The organism is Paenibacillus sp. JT31N17, from assembly GCF_056269255.1.
Genome location: NZ_JBWDNP010000004.1, coordinates 218,125 through 233,391, shown reverse-complemented (window position 1 = coordinate 233,391; position 15,267 = coordinate 218,125). Strand labels below are relative to the sequence as shown.

The window sequence follows — 15,267 nt, the reverse complement described above, 5'->3', positions numbered from 1 at the left end:
TACGCTTCTATCATCCCTTGATCGAGCCAATCATGACGCCCTTGGAAAAGTATTTCTGCAGGAAAGGGTACAGGCAGACAATCGGCAGAACACTGACGACCAGAACCGCCATTTTCAGCATTTCCGGACGAAGCTGCGAATTTTGCGCTACAACCGAGCTTACATTGATTCCTGACAGCAGCTGCTGGTAATTGGTCAGCAGCTCCCGCAGCAGCGCCTGAAGAGGAAGCAGCTGCACATCGGTCATGAACAGGACGCCGTACCACCATTCATTCCAGCGGTCCACCGCATAAAATAGCGCGATGGTCGCAATCATGGGCTTGGAGATTTGCAAAATGATTTTATAGAGAATCTGAATCTCGTTGGCTCCGTCGATCTTGGCCGATTCCTCCAATGCCGCCGGCAGCGTCCGGAAAAAAGCGATACAAATGATCAAATAGAAGGTATTGACGGCCACCGGTAAAATCATGACCAGCAGATTGTTGATGAGCCCGAAATTTTTCATCATCAGGTAGAACGGAATCAGGCCGCCGTTGAAAAACATGGTGAACAGGATGGCTGACATAATAAACTTCCGTCCGGGAAATCCGTTTTTGGAAAGCACATAGGCGCCCGACACGGTGACCAGCATATTTAAGGCCGTGCCTGCCACAGTCACAAACAGCGTGACGTAGAAAGCTTTCAGAAACCGCGGCTCATGAAAAATATAGCTGTAGGCCGAGAAGTCGAAGGTCGTCGGGATCAAATATACGACCTGCTTGGAGATCTCAACCGTGTTGCTGAACGACATCAGAATAACATTGTAGAACGGAAATATCGTACAAAGAGTCAGCAGCATCAGGATCGCATGGATAATCATATCCGCCGCATTCAGTTTGCCCCGTCTTTGCGCCCATTTTGCATGATCCACAACCGGTGCCTTGCTTTTTTGATTCAATGCCGGTTCCATTACACCAGCCCCTCCCCACCCAGCCGTTTGACTATAAAATTGGCGAAATACAAGAGCGCGAAATTGAGTACAGCCTTGAACAGTCCGACCGCCGTCGTAACCCCGAAGCTTAAGCCGTCGCCGAACGCGGAACGGTACACATACGTATCGATGATATCGCCTGTTTTATAGACGCCGGGATTGTAAAGGTTGAAAATTTGCTCAAAACCGCCATTCATCGCATTGCCCACAGCAAGAATGAGCAGGATCGCCGCCGTACCGCGGATTGATGGCCATGTGATAGCCTTCAACTGCTGAAACCGGCTTGCTCCGTCCACGTAAGCGGCTTCATACAGCTCCGGGTTGATGCCGGCAATGGCAGCCAAATAAATAATCGCGCTCCAGCCTACTTCCTTCCACATATTGGATAGGAAGACGATCGGCCGGAACAATCCGGGATCGGTCAGAAACGTATGCTTCTCAAAGCCAAGCGCGGAGATGATCTGGTTCAGCACGCCCGATTCGCCGAGAAAGTTAAGCATAATCCCGCTTATAATAACCCAGGAGATGAAATGCGGAAACGTATATACCGTCTGGTAAAATTTCTTCAGCTTCTCCTTCATCACTTCATTGATGAGCAATGCCAGAATGATGGCCGCCGGAAACTCGATGACGATCCTTCCCAGGCTGATGATGATGGTGTTGTTGAACGCCTGCCAGAAATCGCTCTGTTTGACCAGCTCCCCGAAGTTGGCCAGCCCCACCCACGGGCTTTGCAAGATGCCCGCTTTGATATGAAATTCCTTGAAGGCGAGCAAAATTCCATACATCGGAAAGTATTGAAAGAGCAAATAATAAAGTACGGTAGGAAGGAGCAGAATGTACAGGAACCTGTGCTTGTAAATGCCCTTCCCTAATAATTTTTCCATCTTGGACCTCCTCGTAAGCGTTACCATGACCTCGCCATTTATTATCGCCCCTGCCGGCCCAATGCGTCTATGCACGCAATTTATGGTTTTGGAGCCGAAAATAAAGCGCTCACAAAAAAAGAAAACTTTCCGGGAAAGTTTTCTAAAGATAATCCATATGGATTCTAAAAATAATGCATAGCCGGGAGCGTCACTCCCGGTCATTGCGGTATTGGCTGGGTGTCGTCCCCGTCATTTTTTTGAAAATGCGGGCAAAATAAAAATAGTCCTGATAACCGATTTTCTCGGCAATCTCCTGGATGGAATATTGTTCATGATCCAGCAGCTCGCGTGCGTAAGCGATGCGCAGTCTGGAGATATAGGCGGTGAAGGTTTCTCCGACCTCTTTCTTGAAGAGCTGGCTGATATAGCTCGGATTCATAAAAAACTGATCCGCCAGGCTTTGCAGCGACAGCTCCTGGGTGAAATGGTCCGTAACAAAGCGGAGAATGGCGTTGAAGGTCCGGTTCTTGGTTTCGACGGACAGCGGGTCGGCGGTGCCGGAATAACCGGTGGCGAGCGATTCCAGTTCATCCAGCATCGCAAACACATGCTCATACGACTGAACCAGCTGCTCGTAGCTGTACAGAATGCTTTCCGTCTGCCCCAGCTTGAACAGGAACGAAACCGTCATATTATACACCTGAAAGGCATGCCGGATAGACAGAGCCTGCGCCCTGAACAGCTCCCCGATCCGTTCAAAAACGAGATGAATGGCCGGATTGTCCTTGTCGCGGACGGCGGTGCTCATATCCACCATATACCGGTTCAATTCCTGATCCCGGAAGGGCTGCTGATCATAGGCCGCGGGCTTCCCGGTAACAAAAAATTGATGCGCAAGCATATCGGCGCCTGAGATCGCATCTCTGATCTTACCCAAATCCGTTATTTTGCCGCTGAAGCCGATTCCTCTGATTCCTTGCGGGACGCCCGTCCTCCATTTGTCCCTGAGGGCTGCCGCCTGACGCTCTTGAAGCAGGAAAGCGGTTTTGGCGGTGCCGATTTTCAGCTTGATGACAGGGCTTTGGATGCCTTCAAGCTCGGACGAACCGACGGAGACAACAGCTGCAATGCCTGCGCTGCTCCAATCGGAGAACCCCTCCTTCTCCAGCTCCTCCTGCAGCTTCAGCTGATTCCCGGCGCTGGGATCCTCCAGCAGATGGATAAGAGAAGAATCGCGAGCAGGCCTTGCGACCGCATGCATCCGGCTTATTTTCGCCAGCACGCCGTTGATCTCGATTTCATCAAAGGGCTTCAGGCAGTAAGCCAGAGCCCCGTGCGTCAGCGCTTTCTGCGCATAGGCAAACTCGGCGTATCCGCTTACGACGACAAAATGGATGGGAAAGGCCAGGCTTCTGGCCCGCTGGATCAGCTCCAGGCCGTTCATTTCCGGCATCCGGATATCCGTAAAGACGACATCGGGCTTAAGCCTGTTCATCGCCTCAAGCGCATCCACCCCATTGTAGGCCTGGCCGACCACCTCGAAGCCGTGGCGCTGCCAATCGACCATATCCTTCAAGCTTTCCACGACCCAATTCTCGTCATCGACAATCAGCACTTTAAGCATTCAGCTCTCTCCTCCCCGCAATGGTCAGCTCGATGGCTGTTCCGCTGCCAAGCGTACTCTCCACACGCATGCCGCATGCCTCTCCAAACATAAGCTTGATCCGGTTATTGACATTGACCAGCCCGATGCTCCTCTGCTCCTCGTCTTCTTCCGCAAGAGCGGACGGCGGGGCAGCCAGAAGGGCGCGCAGCTCCGTAAGACGGACAGGATCTATGCCCATGCCGTCATCCACGATTCTGACGACAAGACTTCCCTGCTCGTCGACGAATCCCCGTATCTCCAGAAGCCCGTGCTTCAAACGGGGCTCAAATCCGTGATATACCGCATTCTCAACGAGGGGCTGCAAAATCATCTTCGGAACCCGGTACGCCAGAGCCTCTTCCGTACATTCATAATCGACGGAGAAGCGGTCCTTGAAGCGGATCTGCTGAATGCTGACGAACGATTTGATGATGCCCAATTCCTCGCTGAGCGGAACCATGCCCGTTCCCTTGATGCTGTAGCGGAAAATACTCGACAAGGCGCGCGTCATCGTTTTGATCTGGTTCTGCTTGTTGACGACGGCGATCCCCGTAATCGCTTCCAGCGTATTGTACAGGAAATGTGGATTGATCTGGCTTCTCAGGAAAGCCAGCTCGGATTTCTTCTTCTCCAGCTCGATGCCATACAGCCTCGTGTTGGTCTCGATCAGACGCTGCGTCAGCTGGTCGATTTCGTCCAGCATGCTGTTCAGCTCCGAGGCCATGATGCTGATTTCCATATAGCCCTGGAGGGAAATTCTTTTTTTGAACTTCAGCAGGTCCCCGCGCTTGACGGTTGTCATGAAGAACATCATTTTTTTCAGCGGCCGGAGAATATTATTAATAATAAACATGAAGGGAATCGCCAGAATCAGCAGGCAGATGGCCAGAATCAGCAGCTCCTGTCTGCGGATGTCGAGCAGATCGCGCAGCAGCTCGTCCTTGGGCGCCATGCTCAGAATGCTTCCGTCGATGTCCGGGAGACTTTGCCTTTGCATCACATAGAGCTTGTTGTTCCATTGAAGCGCTTTATCGCTTCCGGCTGAAGTGCCGCTGGGCAAACCCGTCAACTGGGTGCCTACGCTTACATTTTGCAGATTGCTCGTAATCACCTTCTGGTCCCGGTCCAGCAAATAAATTTGCGTGTTTGTCTGCTTGGAGGAATAGTCCTGCTCGCCGACCAGAGCCTTCGGATCCACAATGAAGAACATCGTGCCGACCCGCGTGTTGAACAGCTCGCCCTGCTTCATGTAGTAAATGCTGGTGGCGAAGACCAGTCCCTCTTCCCCTCCGAACAGCGTTCCGAACCGCTGGACACCCGAGTAATAGGCATTTACCTTTGGCGGGACGGCATCTCTCAGAGCGGATACATACTTGTTCCCGCCGTACAGATCTACCCACTGCCCGTTATTTCCGGAGAGGACGATATCCAGAATGCCCTCCTTCAGCTCTCTTTGGCTGATGAACAGCTTGTTTAATTTTTTGAACATGTCGTATTTGAGCAAAGCGTTCTTCTCCACCAGGTAGTTCTGGACTTCCTCGTTGTAGGATATATTTTGCATCAGCCTGTAGATGACATCCTTGTTGGAGGTTACATTCTTCTGGATCTCCGATATCGTCTGCTTGACATATTCCTCATGATTCCGCGTAATCATCCCGGACATGGTGGAGTAGCTGTGAAAAATAATAATCAGGATCACAATGATGAACGAACCCGCCAATATAAACAATTGCGAGCGGATCGACAATCTTCTCAGGTAGGCCAAGCCCTCATCCCCGTCCTTGTAAATTAACTGTTGCTTTTATATCGCCTATTATTACGTTAAGCGGCGGACAACGTCAATCCATCGGAAAAACAAGGATATGAAGAGGCGGATTCTCGGTGTTGATTATCGCGACTCTAGCTTCTACCGCTTTACCCTGGTCTCCCTCTTGTACAGCATCAAATGCTTGATAAAAAGCTTCATAAATACAAATCCAGATTTTGGGGGGCGCAAGCCATTATAATATGACATAACTTAGTTATATTATGATATCCCGATTTCGTGGCCTGTTTGTTTTTGACTACTGAATAACGTTTTCCTTGCTTGAATTAAAAAGACCCCCTTAACCTTGCCTGCCTGGACAGGTGGTTGGCGATCTTTTTGTACGTACTGGAGATGGCGGTCATCAGTGCCTGCTCCACCACTTATTTCTGTCCCCGTGACCGGCAACAGCGACGTCCGTGGAACGCTTTGGCGTAGGCGAAACTTCGTCAGCAGACACCTCATGTCATTCATATCTAAAATTGGATATATAGTGTATATCCTACTTGAGGCTTTTCGGCTGCGGAAAAGCCAGCAGCTTGCCTTTGGTCTGCACAACGATCATCCCGTCTGTAGCAAAGGTCGGCCCGAATACGCGGCCGTAGGTCAGCAGCTGCTCGACCGGCTCGGCTTTGAGCAGGTCGATGGCAATCAGACGCCCGTCGGTCTGGGCGACATACATGCCGCCTCCAATCAAATCGATGCGGGCAATAGGATTGGAGAGGCCTCCATTATAGAAGACCGGCCCCTTGTTGGCCAGCTTGACGCCAAGAATACTTTGACTGTCCGAGAAGATCAGCCGCCCTTCAAAGGGACCAAGCGCATAACGGACATCACCGGCTGCCGGAGACAGATAGGTCTGCTTCACGGCTTCGGCGGGAACTTCATTCCGGGGATATGCGTATACCTTCATCCCCACCGCGATATAGACTTGATTGCCGCTGATCCAGGCCGTTCCGGGAGAATAGAATTCCTCTTTATCCAGATCGATATTTTCCGGATTATATTCGACGGACTTTATCGCCTTCCCGTCCTCAATGCCCAGGGTATCGAGCGTGACCAGCATGCCTTTATCGATAATGGTCTGCTGCCGCTGCACAATAATCGTATCGTTCTCAACCGCAACCGGAAAACTCTTGTTCATCTTCTGCCAGGCCTCTTTGCCTGTTTCTTGGTTGAAGGCATGAAGCACTTCGTAGGAATACGCGCCCGACTCGATGTTGGACGCGAATATGCGCTCTCCGGCAAATAACAGCGGCCCCGGCAGCGGCTCCTTGTAGTCATCGCGCCACAGGAAGGAGCCGTCTGAGACCTGGTAGGCATGGATGTCTCCATTCAGTGCGTACAGCTGTTTCCCATTCACATACAGCTGTGAAGTGCCTTTGCTCGGCACGGCGGATGTCCACTGCTTCTTGCCCGAAGCGGCGTCAACCGCGTACAGCACTCCGCTGTTCGACACAACGTACACATGTCCGCTCTCATACACAACGGTTGTCTTCAGGCTGCTTCCGAAGGACCACAGCTTCTTCCCGGTTGTGGTTTGCACTGCCAGCAATTGGCCTCCCTGGATCAAAAACAGCTTGTTCTCCCCGGAGGCAACCACGCCGCCGCCCATGGACTCATCATCGACAGGCTTATCCATGGCGATTGCCCAATAATCCTTCACAGTCTTGGTCTGTACAGGGGTATCGACATTATTGCCCACATAAGAGGTATGCGGATCGACGCTCGCATAAACAGCGGAGCCTGCAAGCATAGAGATGGAAACTGCAGCCGCTGCCAGTGTTAAAATGGTTCTCCTCAGCAGCGATTTTCTGATAGAAAGCATTCTATTCGCTCACCTGCCTTATCCTAGTCATCTGGCGGAAATACGATTTCATTTATTTTAACATAATTAAGTACCTCCTGAATGAATCTGCATATAAGCGGAGCATGAAGGAATTTTAACCTTTCTCATATTAGAACAAAAAACGGCAAGGGCTCCGCAGTCTATAAGACAACGATACCCCTGCCGTATATTATGATGAAGCTCATCTACCCGGAATAACAGGTTAAACATTAACCCTGCGAATGAACCAGCTGATTGATGATTCGCACCGCCCGCTCCGATCCCGAACGCTGCTCTTCCAGTCCTTCGTACTCCACGGACAACCAGCCGTCGTAACCCGTCTCCGCCAGCTTGCCCACAAGAACTGCGGCCGGAACATCGCCTTCGGTAGGAACGGTTCCCACATAAGGATCGCCGGCGATGGAGCGGTATACACCTTCCGTCTCTTCCGGTCCAACCTTGCGGAAGTCCTTGGCATGTACATGATGAATATATGCGGATACCTGATTGAAAGCTTCCACGGGCTGTTCGTCAACAAGCAGGAAATTGCCCATATCAAAGGTGCTCCGAAGTGCGGAGGACCCGACTGCTTCAATCAGCTCTACGACCTGATCTCCCCTGCCTGCGAAGATGCCGTGATTCTCCAGACAGAGCGTGACCCCTTTGGATTCAGCATAATCCGCACCCTGCTTCAGACCGTCCACAATCCAGCCTTTTGCCTGCTCGTAGCTGATGCCATCCCCCTTGTCGCCCGCGAATACACGTACGACCCTGGCGCCAAATTCCACCGCCATATCGACGGAGCGCAGGATATCCTGCACCTGTGCCTCTCTCGCGGCGGCATCGGTCTGGACAAGATTGTTGCACGCCCCGAAACAGGCAAGCTGGATGCCTGTACGAGCAAGCGCATCGCGGACGGCAGGAATATCCGTCTCCTCATTCCAAAATACGCTGAGCAGTTCAACCCCCTGCGCACCCGTAGAGGCTGCAAAATCGATAAAGTCGGCATTGGTCCATGATTTGTCAAACAAATATTTGTGGCAGCTCCAGACACTAAGCGATGTTTTCATAGGTTTCGTGCAGCTCCTCTTCGTTTCTTGGGGAGAACCGGCGCTAACGGTAGGCGTTGATAAACTCGACGGCGCGGCGGATATCCAGCTCCGGCTTGTCGCCGACCTCGCGTTCAATCGTCAGATAGCCGCTGTAGCCGATTTCCTGAAGCGCTGCAAAGTAAGCCTTGAAGTCAACCATGCCTTCGCCAAGCGGCACTTCCTCAAAATCCGCGCCTGAAGCAGCCATCTCGGCTATATGCTCATGGCTCATGGCGTCGTAGCCAAGAAATCCGTAGACCTTGCGCGGGTCCACGATACGCAGCCGTTTGCCATCCTTTACATGCGTGTGTACGATGTAATCCTTCAGCGTATGGACGCCCTGAACCGGATCATCTCCTGTCACCATGACCATATTGGCAGGATCAAAGTTGACGGAAACGCCGTTCGTGCTGAGCGTGTCGAGAAAGCTCTTGAGATGGGCCGCAGGCTCCGGTCCGGTCTCAATCGCAAAATAGGCATTCATGCTTTTCGCATAACGGCCGAGCTCGTCGCAGGCTTCCTGCATCGCCTCATAGATTGCGCCGCTGCCTTCATGCGGCACAATGCCGATATGGGTGGTGACGATATCCGTGCCAAGCTCGACCGCCAGATCGAGAATGCGCTTGGATTTCTCAATCTTGACCGCATTGGCTGCGCGGTCCTGGAAGCCATGGCCGCCCAGATCGCCGCAGAGCGCGGAAATATCCAGCCCCAATCCGCCGATCATGCTGCGCAGCTCGCGCCTGTCCTCAGCAGACAGGTTGGCAGGGTCCATTTCGCCGGAAACGGCATAAATTTGCACGCCTTCCGCCCCGACCTCTTTTGCTTTCAACAAGCCATCGCGAACGCCAAGATTGAAGCTGTCCACAATGACGCCGATTTTATTCGTTAATTTCACCACGGTCTCTCCTTTCCTGGTAGAGGATCAGTCAAAATGAATTTCTTTGCCTTGGCCTGCCGACTCGTAAATCGCCGATAGCAGCTTCGTAATTTCCACGCCGTCCTGCACCGGACTGAGCGTCTCCGCCGTACCCAGGCAGCTGTTGATGAATGTGGCGATTTCCTGGCTGAAAGCCTGCTGGAAATCAAAGCCCAAATGGTCGACCTGAGGCGCGACATTTACGATGGTATTGTGGCTTTCCGTCATGATCGCAAGCTCCGGCTCCAGTTCCGCGCCGCCTTTATCGCCATAAAGCTTGACCGTCAGCTCATCCTTCTTGGCATGCAGCGTAAAGCTGACGTCCACGAACAGCGACGCGCCATTCTCGAAACGGATCAGCGCATTGGCCATATCCTCGACATCATTCTTCTCCGCGTCGTAATCGGCCGCTTTATAGAAAGACAGATTCTGTACATTCGACCGGTTGCCCAGCTTGCGGTAAGTGTTGCCGCTGACGGACTTGACCTTCGGCTTGCCCATCAGATACCAGCATACATCGATAATATGCACGCCAAGATCGATTATCGGCCCGCCGCCGGAGCGTTCCTTATCGGAGAACCAGCCTCCCGGATTGCCCAGCCTGCGCAGACATGAAGCTTTGGCATAGTAGATCTCGCCAAGATCGCCGGCATCAATAAAACGGCGCAATACTTCCGTATTGGAGGCATAGCGGCGGACAAAACCAACCTGCAGCAGACGGCCGGACCGCTTCACCGCTTCCTCCACCAGCAGCGCGTCGGCGACCGTCTTGCACAGCGGCTTCTCGCACAGGACATGCTTGCCGGCTTCCAGCGCAGCGATGCTGATCTCGGCATGCGTATTGTTCCATGTGCATACGCTGATAGCGTCAATCTCCGGATCGGCCAGCAGCTCCCGGTAATCCGTGTATACCTTCTCGGCCCCGTATTTGACAGCAGCCTCCTTCGCCCGTCCTTCATTCAGATCGCAAATCGCAACCAAACGCGCATCCGGATTGGCCGCATAAGCCCCCAAATGCGCGCTGGATATGGAACCTGCACCGACAACACCAATATTCAACTTCGACTTCCGAGCCTGAATTGTCATCCATTCCATCCTTTCACCCTGGTTTGAAACCGGATATAATAAGTTCATGAACGTCATGATTAATTCATCTGCATGGGACGCTTGTAATAACGTTCACCTTAGTCCTTACGATAACACGGCTTCGGCGGAGGGAGAATGCACGTTATGCCAACATACATGGATTATATGATCAGCCCGCTTCCGATCCGAATGTTCCAATGCATGGTTGACCACAGCAAGCTCAGCGTCAAATCGCTGGTGATTCTGCATGCCGGTCATCTGCCCGGCCGTACGCTGCAGCGCAACGGAACCACCTTCGACCATTGGGCCTTCGTCTATATCGGAGCCGGACGCGGCTATTACCAGGCCGGAGACGGCCCACGCCAGACGGTAGAAGCCGGGACCATGTTCTGCCTGTATCCGGGCACTACGTTTCATTATGGGCCGGATCAGGACGGATTTTGGGATGAGTATTATTTCACCCTGGAGGGGGAGCGGGTGCAGGAATGGCTGGCCAACTGGTGCCATCAGCCGGAGACCGTCAAGACGATCGGTATCGAGGAGGCTTTTTTCAGCAAAATGGAGATGGTATTCATGCTCATGGAGAGCGGCATACCCGCCAATCAGGACCGTGCGTCGCTGGCGCTTGAAGCGCTGCTCTACGATATGGCGGATCGTGCCCGCCAGCCGGCAGCCACCAGCCGCAGCCTGTTCGTCCACAAGCTGATCGGCGATCTGACCGATTCGGTCTACCAGCCGCTCGACAGTGCGGCGGTTGCCGCCCGCCATCACATCTCGATTCCGACGCTGCGGCGTATGGTGCATGAATACACAGGTTATCCTTTGGGCGAGTTCGTGCATCGGCTGAAGGTCGCCGAAGCGAAGATGCTGCTGCTGCGGACGGACAAGACGCTCAAGGAAATTGCCGCCATGCTGGGATACGCGGACGTCTTCTATTTCTCGCGGCTGTTCAAGAAAGTCGCCGAGGTGTCGCCGAGGACATACCGCGCCCGCATGGGGTGAGCCTTTTCCTTAATCCCTCTCTTCCAGATTCCGCTGCAAATATTGCTCCAGCGTGTTGGTGATTTCGAACACCGTGTGCGCCAGATCATAGTTCTCGAAAGCATGCTCGCATCCTGCTTGCGCGATCATATCTGTCTCATAACGGCCCAGGCGCTGCTCGATGACCTCCCCGCCGATTCCCTTCTGCTGCTGGCGCTGTTCAACCGTCTGACGATCGGCGTAAATGAACAAACGGATCAACTGATTGCCATAGGTCTGTTTGAGCATTTCCGCACCTTCGGGATTAAGGACCAGGTAGACGCTTCCATTATTTTTGAAGCTGCGCTGGATATCACTGCCCCGAAGTCCATAGAGATTCGAATTTATCGTCACACTTTCAATAAAATCACCGCTTGCATCCAGCTCTTCATACAGCTCCGGAGTAATGAAATGGTAATCCTGACCGTTGACTTCCCCTGGTCTGGGCTTGCGTGTCGTATACGACAGCACCTTTGTCAAACCAAGGGTAGAACCTACGCTATCTGCAATTGTTTTACGCCCCGATCCATCCGGTCCGGTAAATACAAATATAAAAGCGCGATCTTGGGAATCTGCCATCCTCATTACCTCCTTTGACTCTATATTACCTATATTCAGCGAAGGGCTGGAAAATCCTTCATTTTCATGGGAAGAGGATAACGGTCCCGCCATTGCAAGGAATACATTCATATTTCACATATCCATGGAACCACTCGCCGGAATTAAAAAAAGCGTGTTATCCAGAAGCTCTGGACAACACGCTTGAATATTCTGGTGATTCTTTTCTCAAGTCCCCGGATTGGTAAGCGGATCGGCATTCGTTAATTCATTGACCTCTTCGAATGCGATTTGGCCGTTCTCTCCGATTGTCATTTCAAACACAATCCAGTAGATTTCATTGCCAGTGCCTTCCGGTACTGTATAGACCTGTGTCGGCTCAGTCACAGCGCCTCTGAACACTTCAATTCTGGCACCGGATGCTCTCAACGTGCTGGTACCCGAGAAATGATGGACATAGAACTTGTAGGTTCCATTGATATCCCGGCGAATTGTTGTCGTTTCCGGTCCATAGGAGCTGACATCATCCAAATCCAGGTCAACAATGGTTTCGCCTTCATGCATATACTCCTTCTCCATATACCAGGTATGGAATCGTCCGCCAACTAATGTTGGTCCAAGAAGATGGGAATCAAGATCATGGGGATCTTTTCCCCATGTCAGTACAATTCTCGTCTCCGAAGCATTAGGTACTCCGATTGCGGTTTGATCCTCATCTGTGTTTTTCACATTAACAGCTGCTACCCCGATCAAATACGTTTTAATATAACCGGTTCCTTCTCCCCCCAGCTCACCCGTATAGATGCCTGGCTGCAGGTATATGAAATAATTACCGTAAGCATCCGTTGTTGCAGTGCCGGCAATGTCGCCATCCGTCTTGTCCAGGCCCTTGCGGAAAGTAATATCAAGTCCTGCAACCGATTCTCCGGCAACATTCTTGATATGTCCGCCAAAGCCGGTCAATTTGACCGAACCGCTCTGACTTCCCGCAAATCTTGTTTTATCCGCATTGGATTCCACTGTGATATACAAGGTCGAGCCATAGCTGTCCACCGGATCAAACGTGAATTGTCCTTCAGTGTACTGCAAATTGTTCAGCTCATAATCCGCACCATTCAATACAGCCGTTACGGCAAAATCAGCCGCAGTCTCATCAGCCACATCACCGTTAAAATCAACATTGATGGTTCCGTTCGTTACATGAATGGATGAGAGGGTTGGATAAGCCTCTCCGGGTTTATAAACAGAGACCGTGACCGGCACCTGAATATGAAAATCGCCGTAATCGGCTTTAATATAGGTGATTCCGTCGCTAACAGCTTTAACATCCCCATAAACCACCCGCGCCACAGAAGGATCGTCGCTGCTCCACCCTGCGAAGGACGTGATGTCTTTATTTCCGTCATTTTTAACGCCGGTTAATACGATTTGACGGGTTGCCCCCACAGCAGAAAGGGAAAACTCCGCTGGCGTGTATGTGGTGCTGATGACCGTCGGGTCTGCTTCAATGACAGGCTTGCCGGATAGTCCGTCGAAGCTTATGCCTTCCACATTCAATTGTGCCGACTGGACTGAACCTTGTCCGGTAAAGGAAACAATCGCATCTGCGATCAAGTGCGAAACTGTCGAGCCTTCTGCCAGATGGAACGAAGTATTCAAAGCCTGCTCGAATACATTCAAGTCGCCGACAGTGGATCCGGCAGCAAGAGTAATGGCAATTTGCTCCGCATGAACCATGACCGAGTCAAACGCTCCATTCAACGTAACTGCGGCATTATGAGGAATGGATCTGCTGATGTCCACTGGGCCGATATCGCCTACAGCTGCTGTCGTTTCAAGAATAGCGCCGGATTCAAGCTGGATTTGTTGAACGTTTGTTCCATCCTCAAGCACAAGACGGATGCTTCCGTCACTCTTATTCACGAAGACAGTAGCCAGAATCGAGTTGGCTACATGAATACTATTCGGGCCGCCGCCTTCAACCAAGGTGTTGCCTGTTACTGTGACATGGTCAAGCGTAACATTGCCGATGCCGATGCCGCCAAGAAGCCAAAGATCCCCGTTAACGGTTGTGTTCTTCAAGACCACATCTTGCGAGCTGATTGTGACATCGCCGGTGACATTGCCCAGTGAATATTCACCTGGTGCTGTAATGTCCATCGCTGCCGGTTCGTCGCCGTCATCGTCACCGCCCTGGTCGCCGCCGTTATCACCGCCCTGATCGCCGCCGTTATCGCTGTCATCATCTTTGTCCCCGCCATTGTCCCCTCCGTTATTGCTGCCGTCAGGTTTTCCGTCATTGCCGCTGCCGGGGCCCCAATAAACAAAACCGGAGTCGTCTTTGACTTTGGGTGGCGCAGTATCGTCCGTAGTTGTGTCCTCAGGCTTATCCGGGTTCAAAAGCAGAGCTTTATCCGCGTAAGCCGCTTTATTCACGACAAACTCGTAAGCCAGCCGCGCCAATGCCTGACGGTCGGCAATACCCGAAGGGTTAAAGCGGAACGAGCCATCCTTGCCCGCAATCCCCTTAATGAATCCGATCTGATAAGCAAAGGACACCGAGGCTTGAGCCCAGTCGGACACCTTGGCCAGATCTGACAGGCTCTCATCCAGCTTCAATGATTTAGCAGCCGTCTCCCAGCCGAAAGCACGGATAAAGAAGACCGCCAGTTCCTCTCTGGTTACTGTTTTGTCGGGAGAAAAGGCAGTGGCGGAGGTCCCCTGGGAAATCCCCGAGTTTACCAGCGCTCCCACATAACCGGCATACCATTTGGATGCTGCGACATCCTTGAATCCTGCAGCTGCGCCTGCATCCTCCTCCAGGTTCAGCGACAGCGACAAAATCTTTGCCAGCTGCGCCCTTGTGACAGATTCGGCGGGCTTGAAGGTTCCATCACTAAAGCCGGAGATGATCCCCATGTTAACCAATTCGGTGATCTCGGCTTTTGCATAAGACTGATTGATATCTGATAGTGTCCCGCCGGATTCAGCGGCAGCAAATGCATAATGAGTGGAAATGATAGACAGGATCATAGCGCAAACTAGCACAGCGGAAATTTTCTTATGTAATAATCTTAATCCCAATTTCATTCTCTCCCTTTATTTCTATCTGGTTGGTTGAATATAAAATGCCCCGCTAACTAACTCTGATCAGACTTCAGAAACCACCCCTTATAGCAAATTAGTTAGAAGTAGAGCGTTTTCAATAGGCTAATATTACCATGAATGATGTTATTTTCAACACGATTCTTGCATTTTTTAGATGAAATTTAGAATACTATGTCGATATACCCAATTTTACAGTGTCTAACAGCCTATCTCTCCGGGACAGAAAGAAATGAGAACTTTTACAGCGTCGGAATCGGGATACCAGCCGGGCATTATTGGGCCAGCCTGAAGTCAAATTCGGCGTATTGCGGATGACCGCCACTGAAGCAAATGAAAATCAATCCTGATTCCATCTGAATGGACCGCTGC

General features: G+C 51.7%; 11 protein-coding genes. 1 reads left to right on the top strand and 10 read right to left on the bottom strand.

The window, feature by feature from the left end:
* Positions 1–10: 10 nt before the first annotated feature.
* The 8 genes from AC0YOB_RS16590 to AC0YOB_RS16555 form a co-directional block, all read right to left on the bottom strand.
* Positions 11–949 (bottom strand): carbohydrate ABC transporter permease, encoded by a 939-nt coding sequence (locus AC0YOB_RS16590; RefSeq protein WP_475793723.1) that lies wholly within the window; start codon positions 947–949, stop codon positions 11–13.
* Positions 949–1,857: an ABC transporter permease gene (locus tag AC0YOB_RS16585; protein ID WP_475793722.1), complete on the bottom strand. Its 909-nt coding sequence runs from the start codon at positions 1,855–1,857 to the stop codon at positions 949–951. The genes AC0YOB_RS16590 and AC0YOB_RS16585 overlap by 1 nt, the downstream gene beginning before the upstream one ends.
* A gap of 190 nt (positions 1,858–2,047) precedes the next feature.
* Complete coding sequence (locus AC0YOB_RS16580; RefSeq protein ID WP_475793721.1) at positions 2,048–3,463, bottom strand: helix-turn-helix domain-containing protein; 1,416 nt, start codon at positions 3,461–3,463, stop codon at positions 2,048–2,050.
* On the bottom strand, positions 3,456–5,249 hold the full coding sequence (locus tag AC0YOB_RS16575) for a sensor histidine kinase (RefSeq protein ID WP_475793720.1): 1,794 nt from the start codon (positions 5,247–5,249) through the stop codon (positions 3,456–3,458). Before AC0YOB_RS16575 ends, AC0YOB_RS16580 begins: the two co-directional genes overlap by 8 nt.
* A gap of 541 nt (positions 5,250–5,790) precedes the next feature.
* Positions 5,791–7,116, bottom strand: a complete 1,326-nt coding sequence (locus AC0YOB_RS16570) for an outer membrane protein assembly factor BamB family protein (protein ID WP_475793719.1) — start codon at positions 7,114–7,116, stop codon at positions 5,791–5,793.
* A gap of 230 nt (positions 7,117–7,346) precedes the next feature.
* Positions 7,347–8,186, bottom strand: coding sequence for a sugar phosphate isomerase/epimerase family protein (locus tag AC0YOB_RS16565; RefSeq protein WP_475793718.1), 840 nt, complete (start codon positions 8,184–8,186; stop codon positions 7,347–7,349).
* A 43-nt stretch (positions 8,187–8,229) separates the two neighbouring features.
* A complete protein-coding gene (locus tag AC0YOB_RS16560) occupies positions 8,230–9,105 on the bottom strand; it encodes a sugar phosphate isomerase/epimerase family protein (protein WP_475793717.1) in 876 nt (291 codons plus the stop codon).
* Between the two features lie 27 nt (positions 9,106–9,132).
* Entirely contained in the window at positions 9,133–10,212 is a 1,080-nt protein-coding gene (locus tag AC0YOB_RS16555; protein WP_475793716.1) for a Gfo/Idh/MocA family protein, read from the bottom strand.
* A 144-nt stretch (positions 10,213–10,356) separates the two neighbouring features.
* On the opposite strand from AC0YOB_RS16555, the gene AC0YOB_RS16550 reads away from it, so the two are divergent.
* Positions 10,357–11,214 carry a helix-turn-helix domain-containing protein gene (locus tag AC0YOB_RS16550; RefSeq protein ID WP_475793715.1) on the top strand — a complete coding sequence of 286 codons (858 nt, stop codon included), beginning with the start codon at positions 10,357–10,359 and terminating at the stop codon, positions 11,212–11,214.
* Positions 11,215–11,223: 9 nt separating this feature from the next.
* Here AC0YOB_RS16550 and AC0YOB_RS16545 read toward each other — a convergent pair whose 3' ends face one another.
* Both AC0YOB_RS16545 and AC0YOB_RS16540 read right to left on the bottom strand, forming a co-directional pair.
* Complete coding sequence (locus AC0YOB_RS16545; protein ID WP_475793714.1) at positions 11,224–11,811, bottom strand: guanylate kinase; 588 nt, start codon at positions 11,809–11,811, stop codon at positions 11,224–11,226.
* Between the two features lie 207 nt (positions 11,812–12,018).
* On the bottom strand, positions 12,019–14,874 hold the full coding sequence (locus AC0YOB_RS16540; RefSeq protein ID WP_475793713.1) for an S-layer homology domain-containing protein: 2,856 nt from the start codon (positions 14,872–14,874) through the stop codon (positions 12,019–12,021).
* Positions 14,875–15,267 lie beyond the last annotated feature (393 nt).

Coding starts and splice junctions, on each gene's coding strand:
- AC0YOB_RS16590 (WP_475793723.1), bottom strand. CDS start 949: ATGGAACCGGCATTGAATCAAAAAAGCAAGGCACCGGTTGTGGATCAT.
- AC0YOB_RS16585 (WP_475793722.1), bottom strand. CDS start 1,857: ATGGAAAAATTATTAGGGAAGGGCATTTACAAGCACAGGTTCCTGTAC.
- AC0YOB_RS16580 (WP_475793721.1), bottom strand. CDS start 3,463: ATGCTTAAAGTGCTGATTGTCGATGACGAGAATTGGGTCGTGGAAAGC.
- AC0YOB_RS16570 (WP_475793719.1), bottom strand. CDS start 7,116: ATGCTTTCTATCAGAAAATCGCTGCTGAGGAGAACCATTTTAACACTG.
- AC0YOB_RS16565 (WP_475793718.1), bottom strand. CDS start 8,186: ATGAAAACATCGCTTAGTGTCTGGAGCTGCCACAAATATTTGTTTGAC.
- AC0YOB_RS16555 (WP_475793716.1), bottom strand. CDS start 10,212: ATGACAATTCAGGCTCGGAAGTCGAAGTTGAATATTGGTGTTGTCGGT.
- AC0YOB_RS16550 (WP_475793715.1), top strand. CDS start 10,357: ATGCCAACATACATGGATTATATGATCAGCCCGCTTCCGATCCGAATG.
- AC0YOB_RS16545 (WP_475793714.1), bottom strand. CDS start 11,811: ATGGCAGATTCCCAAGATCGCGCTTTTATATTTGTATTTACCGGACCG.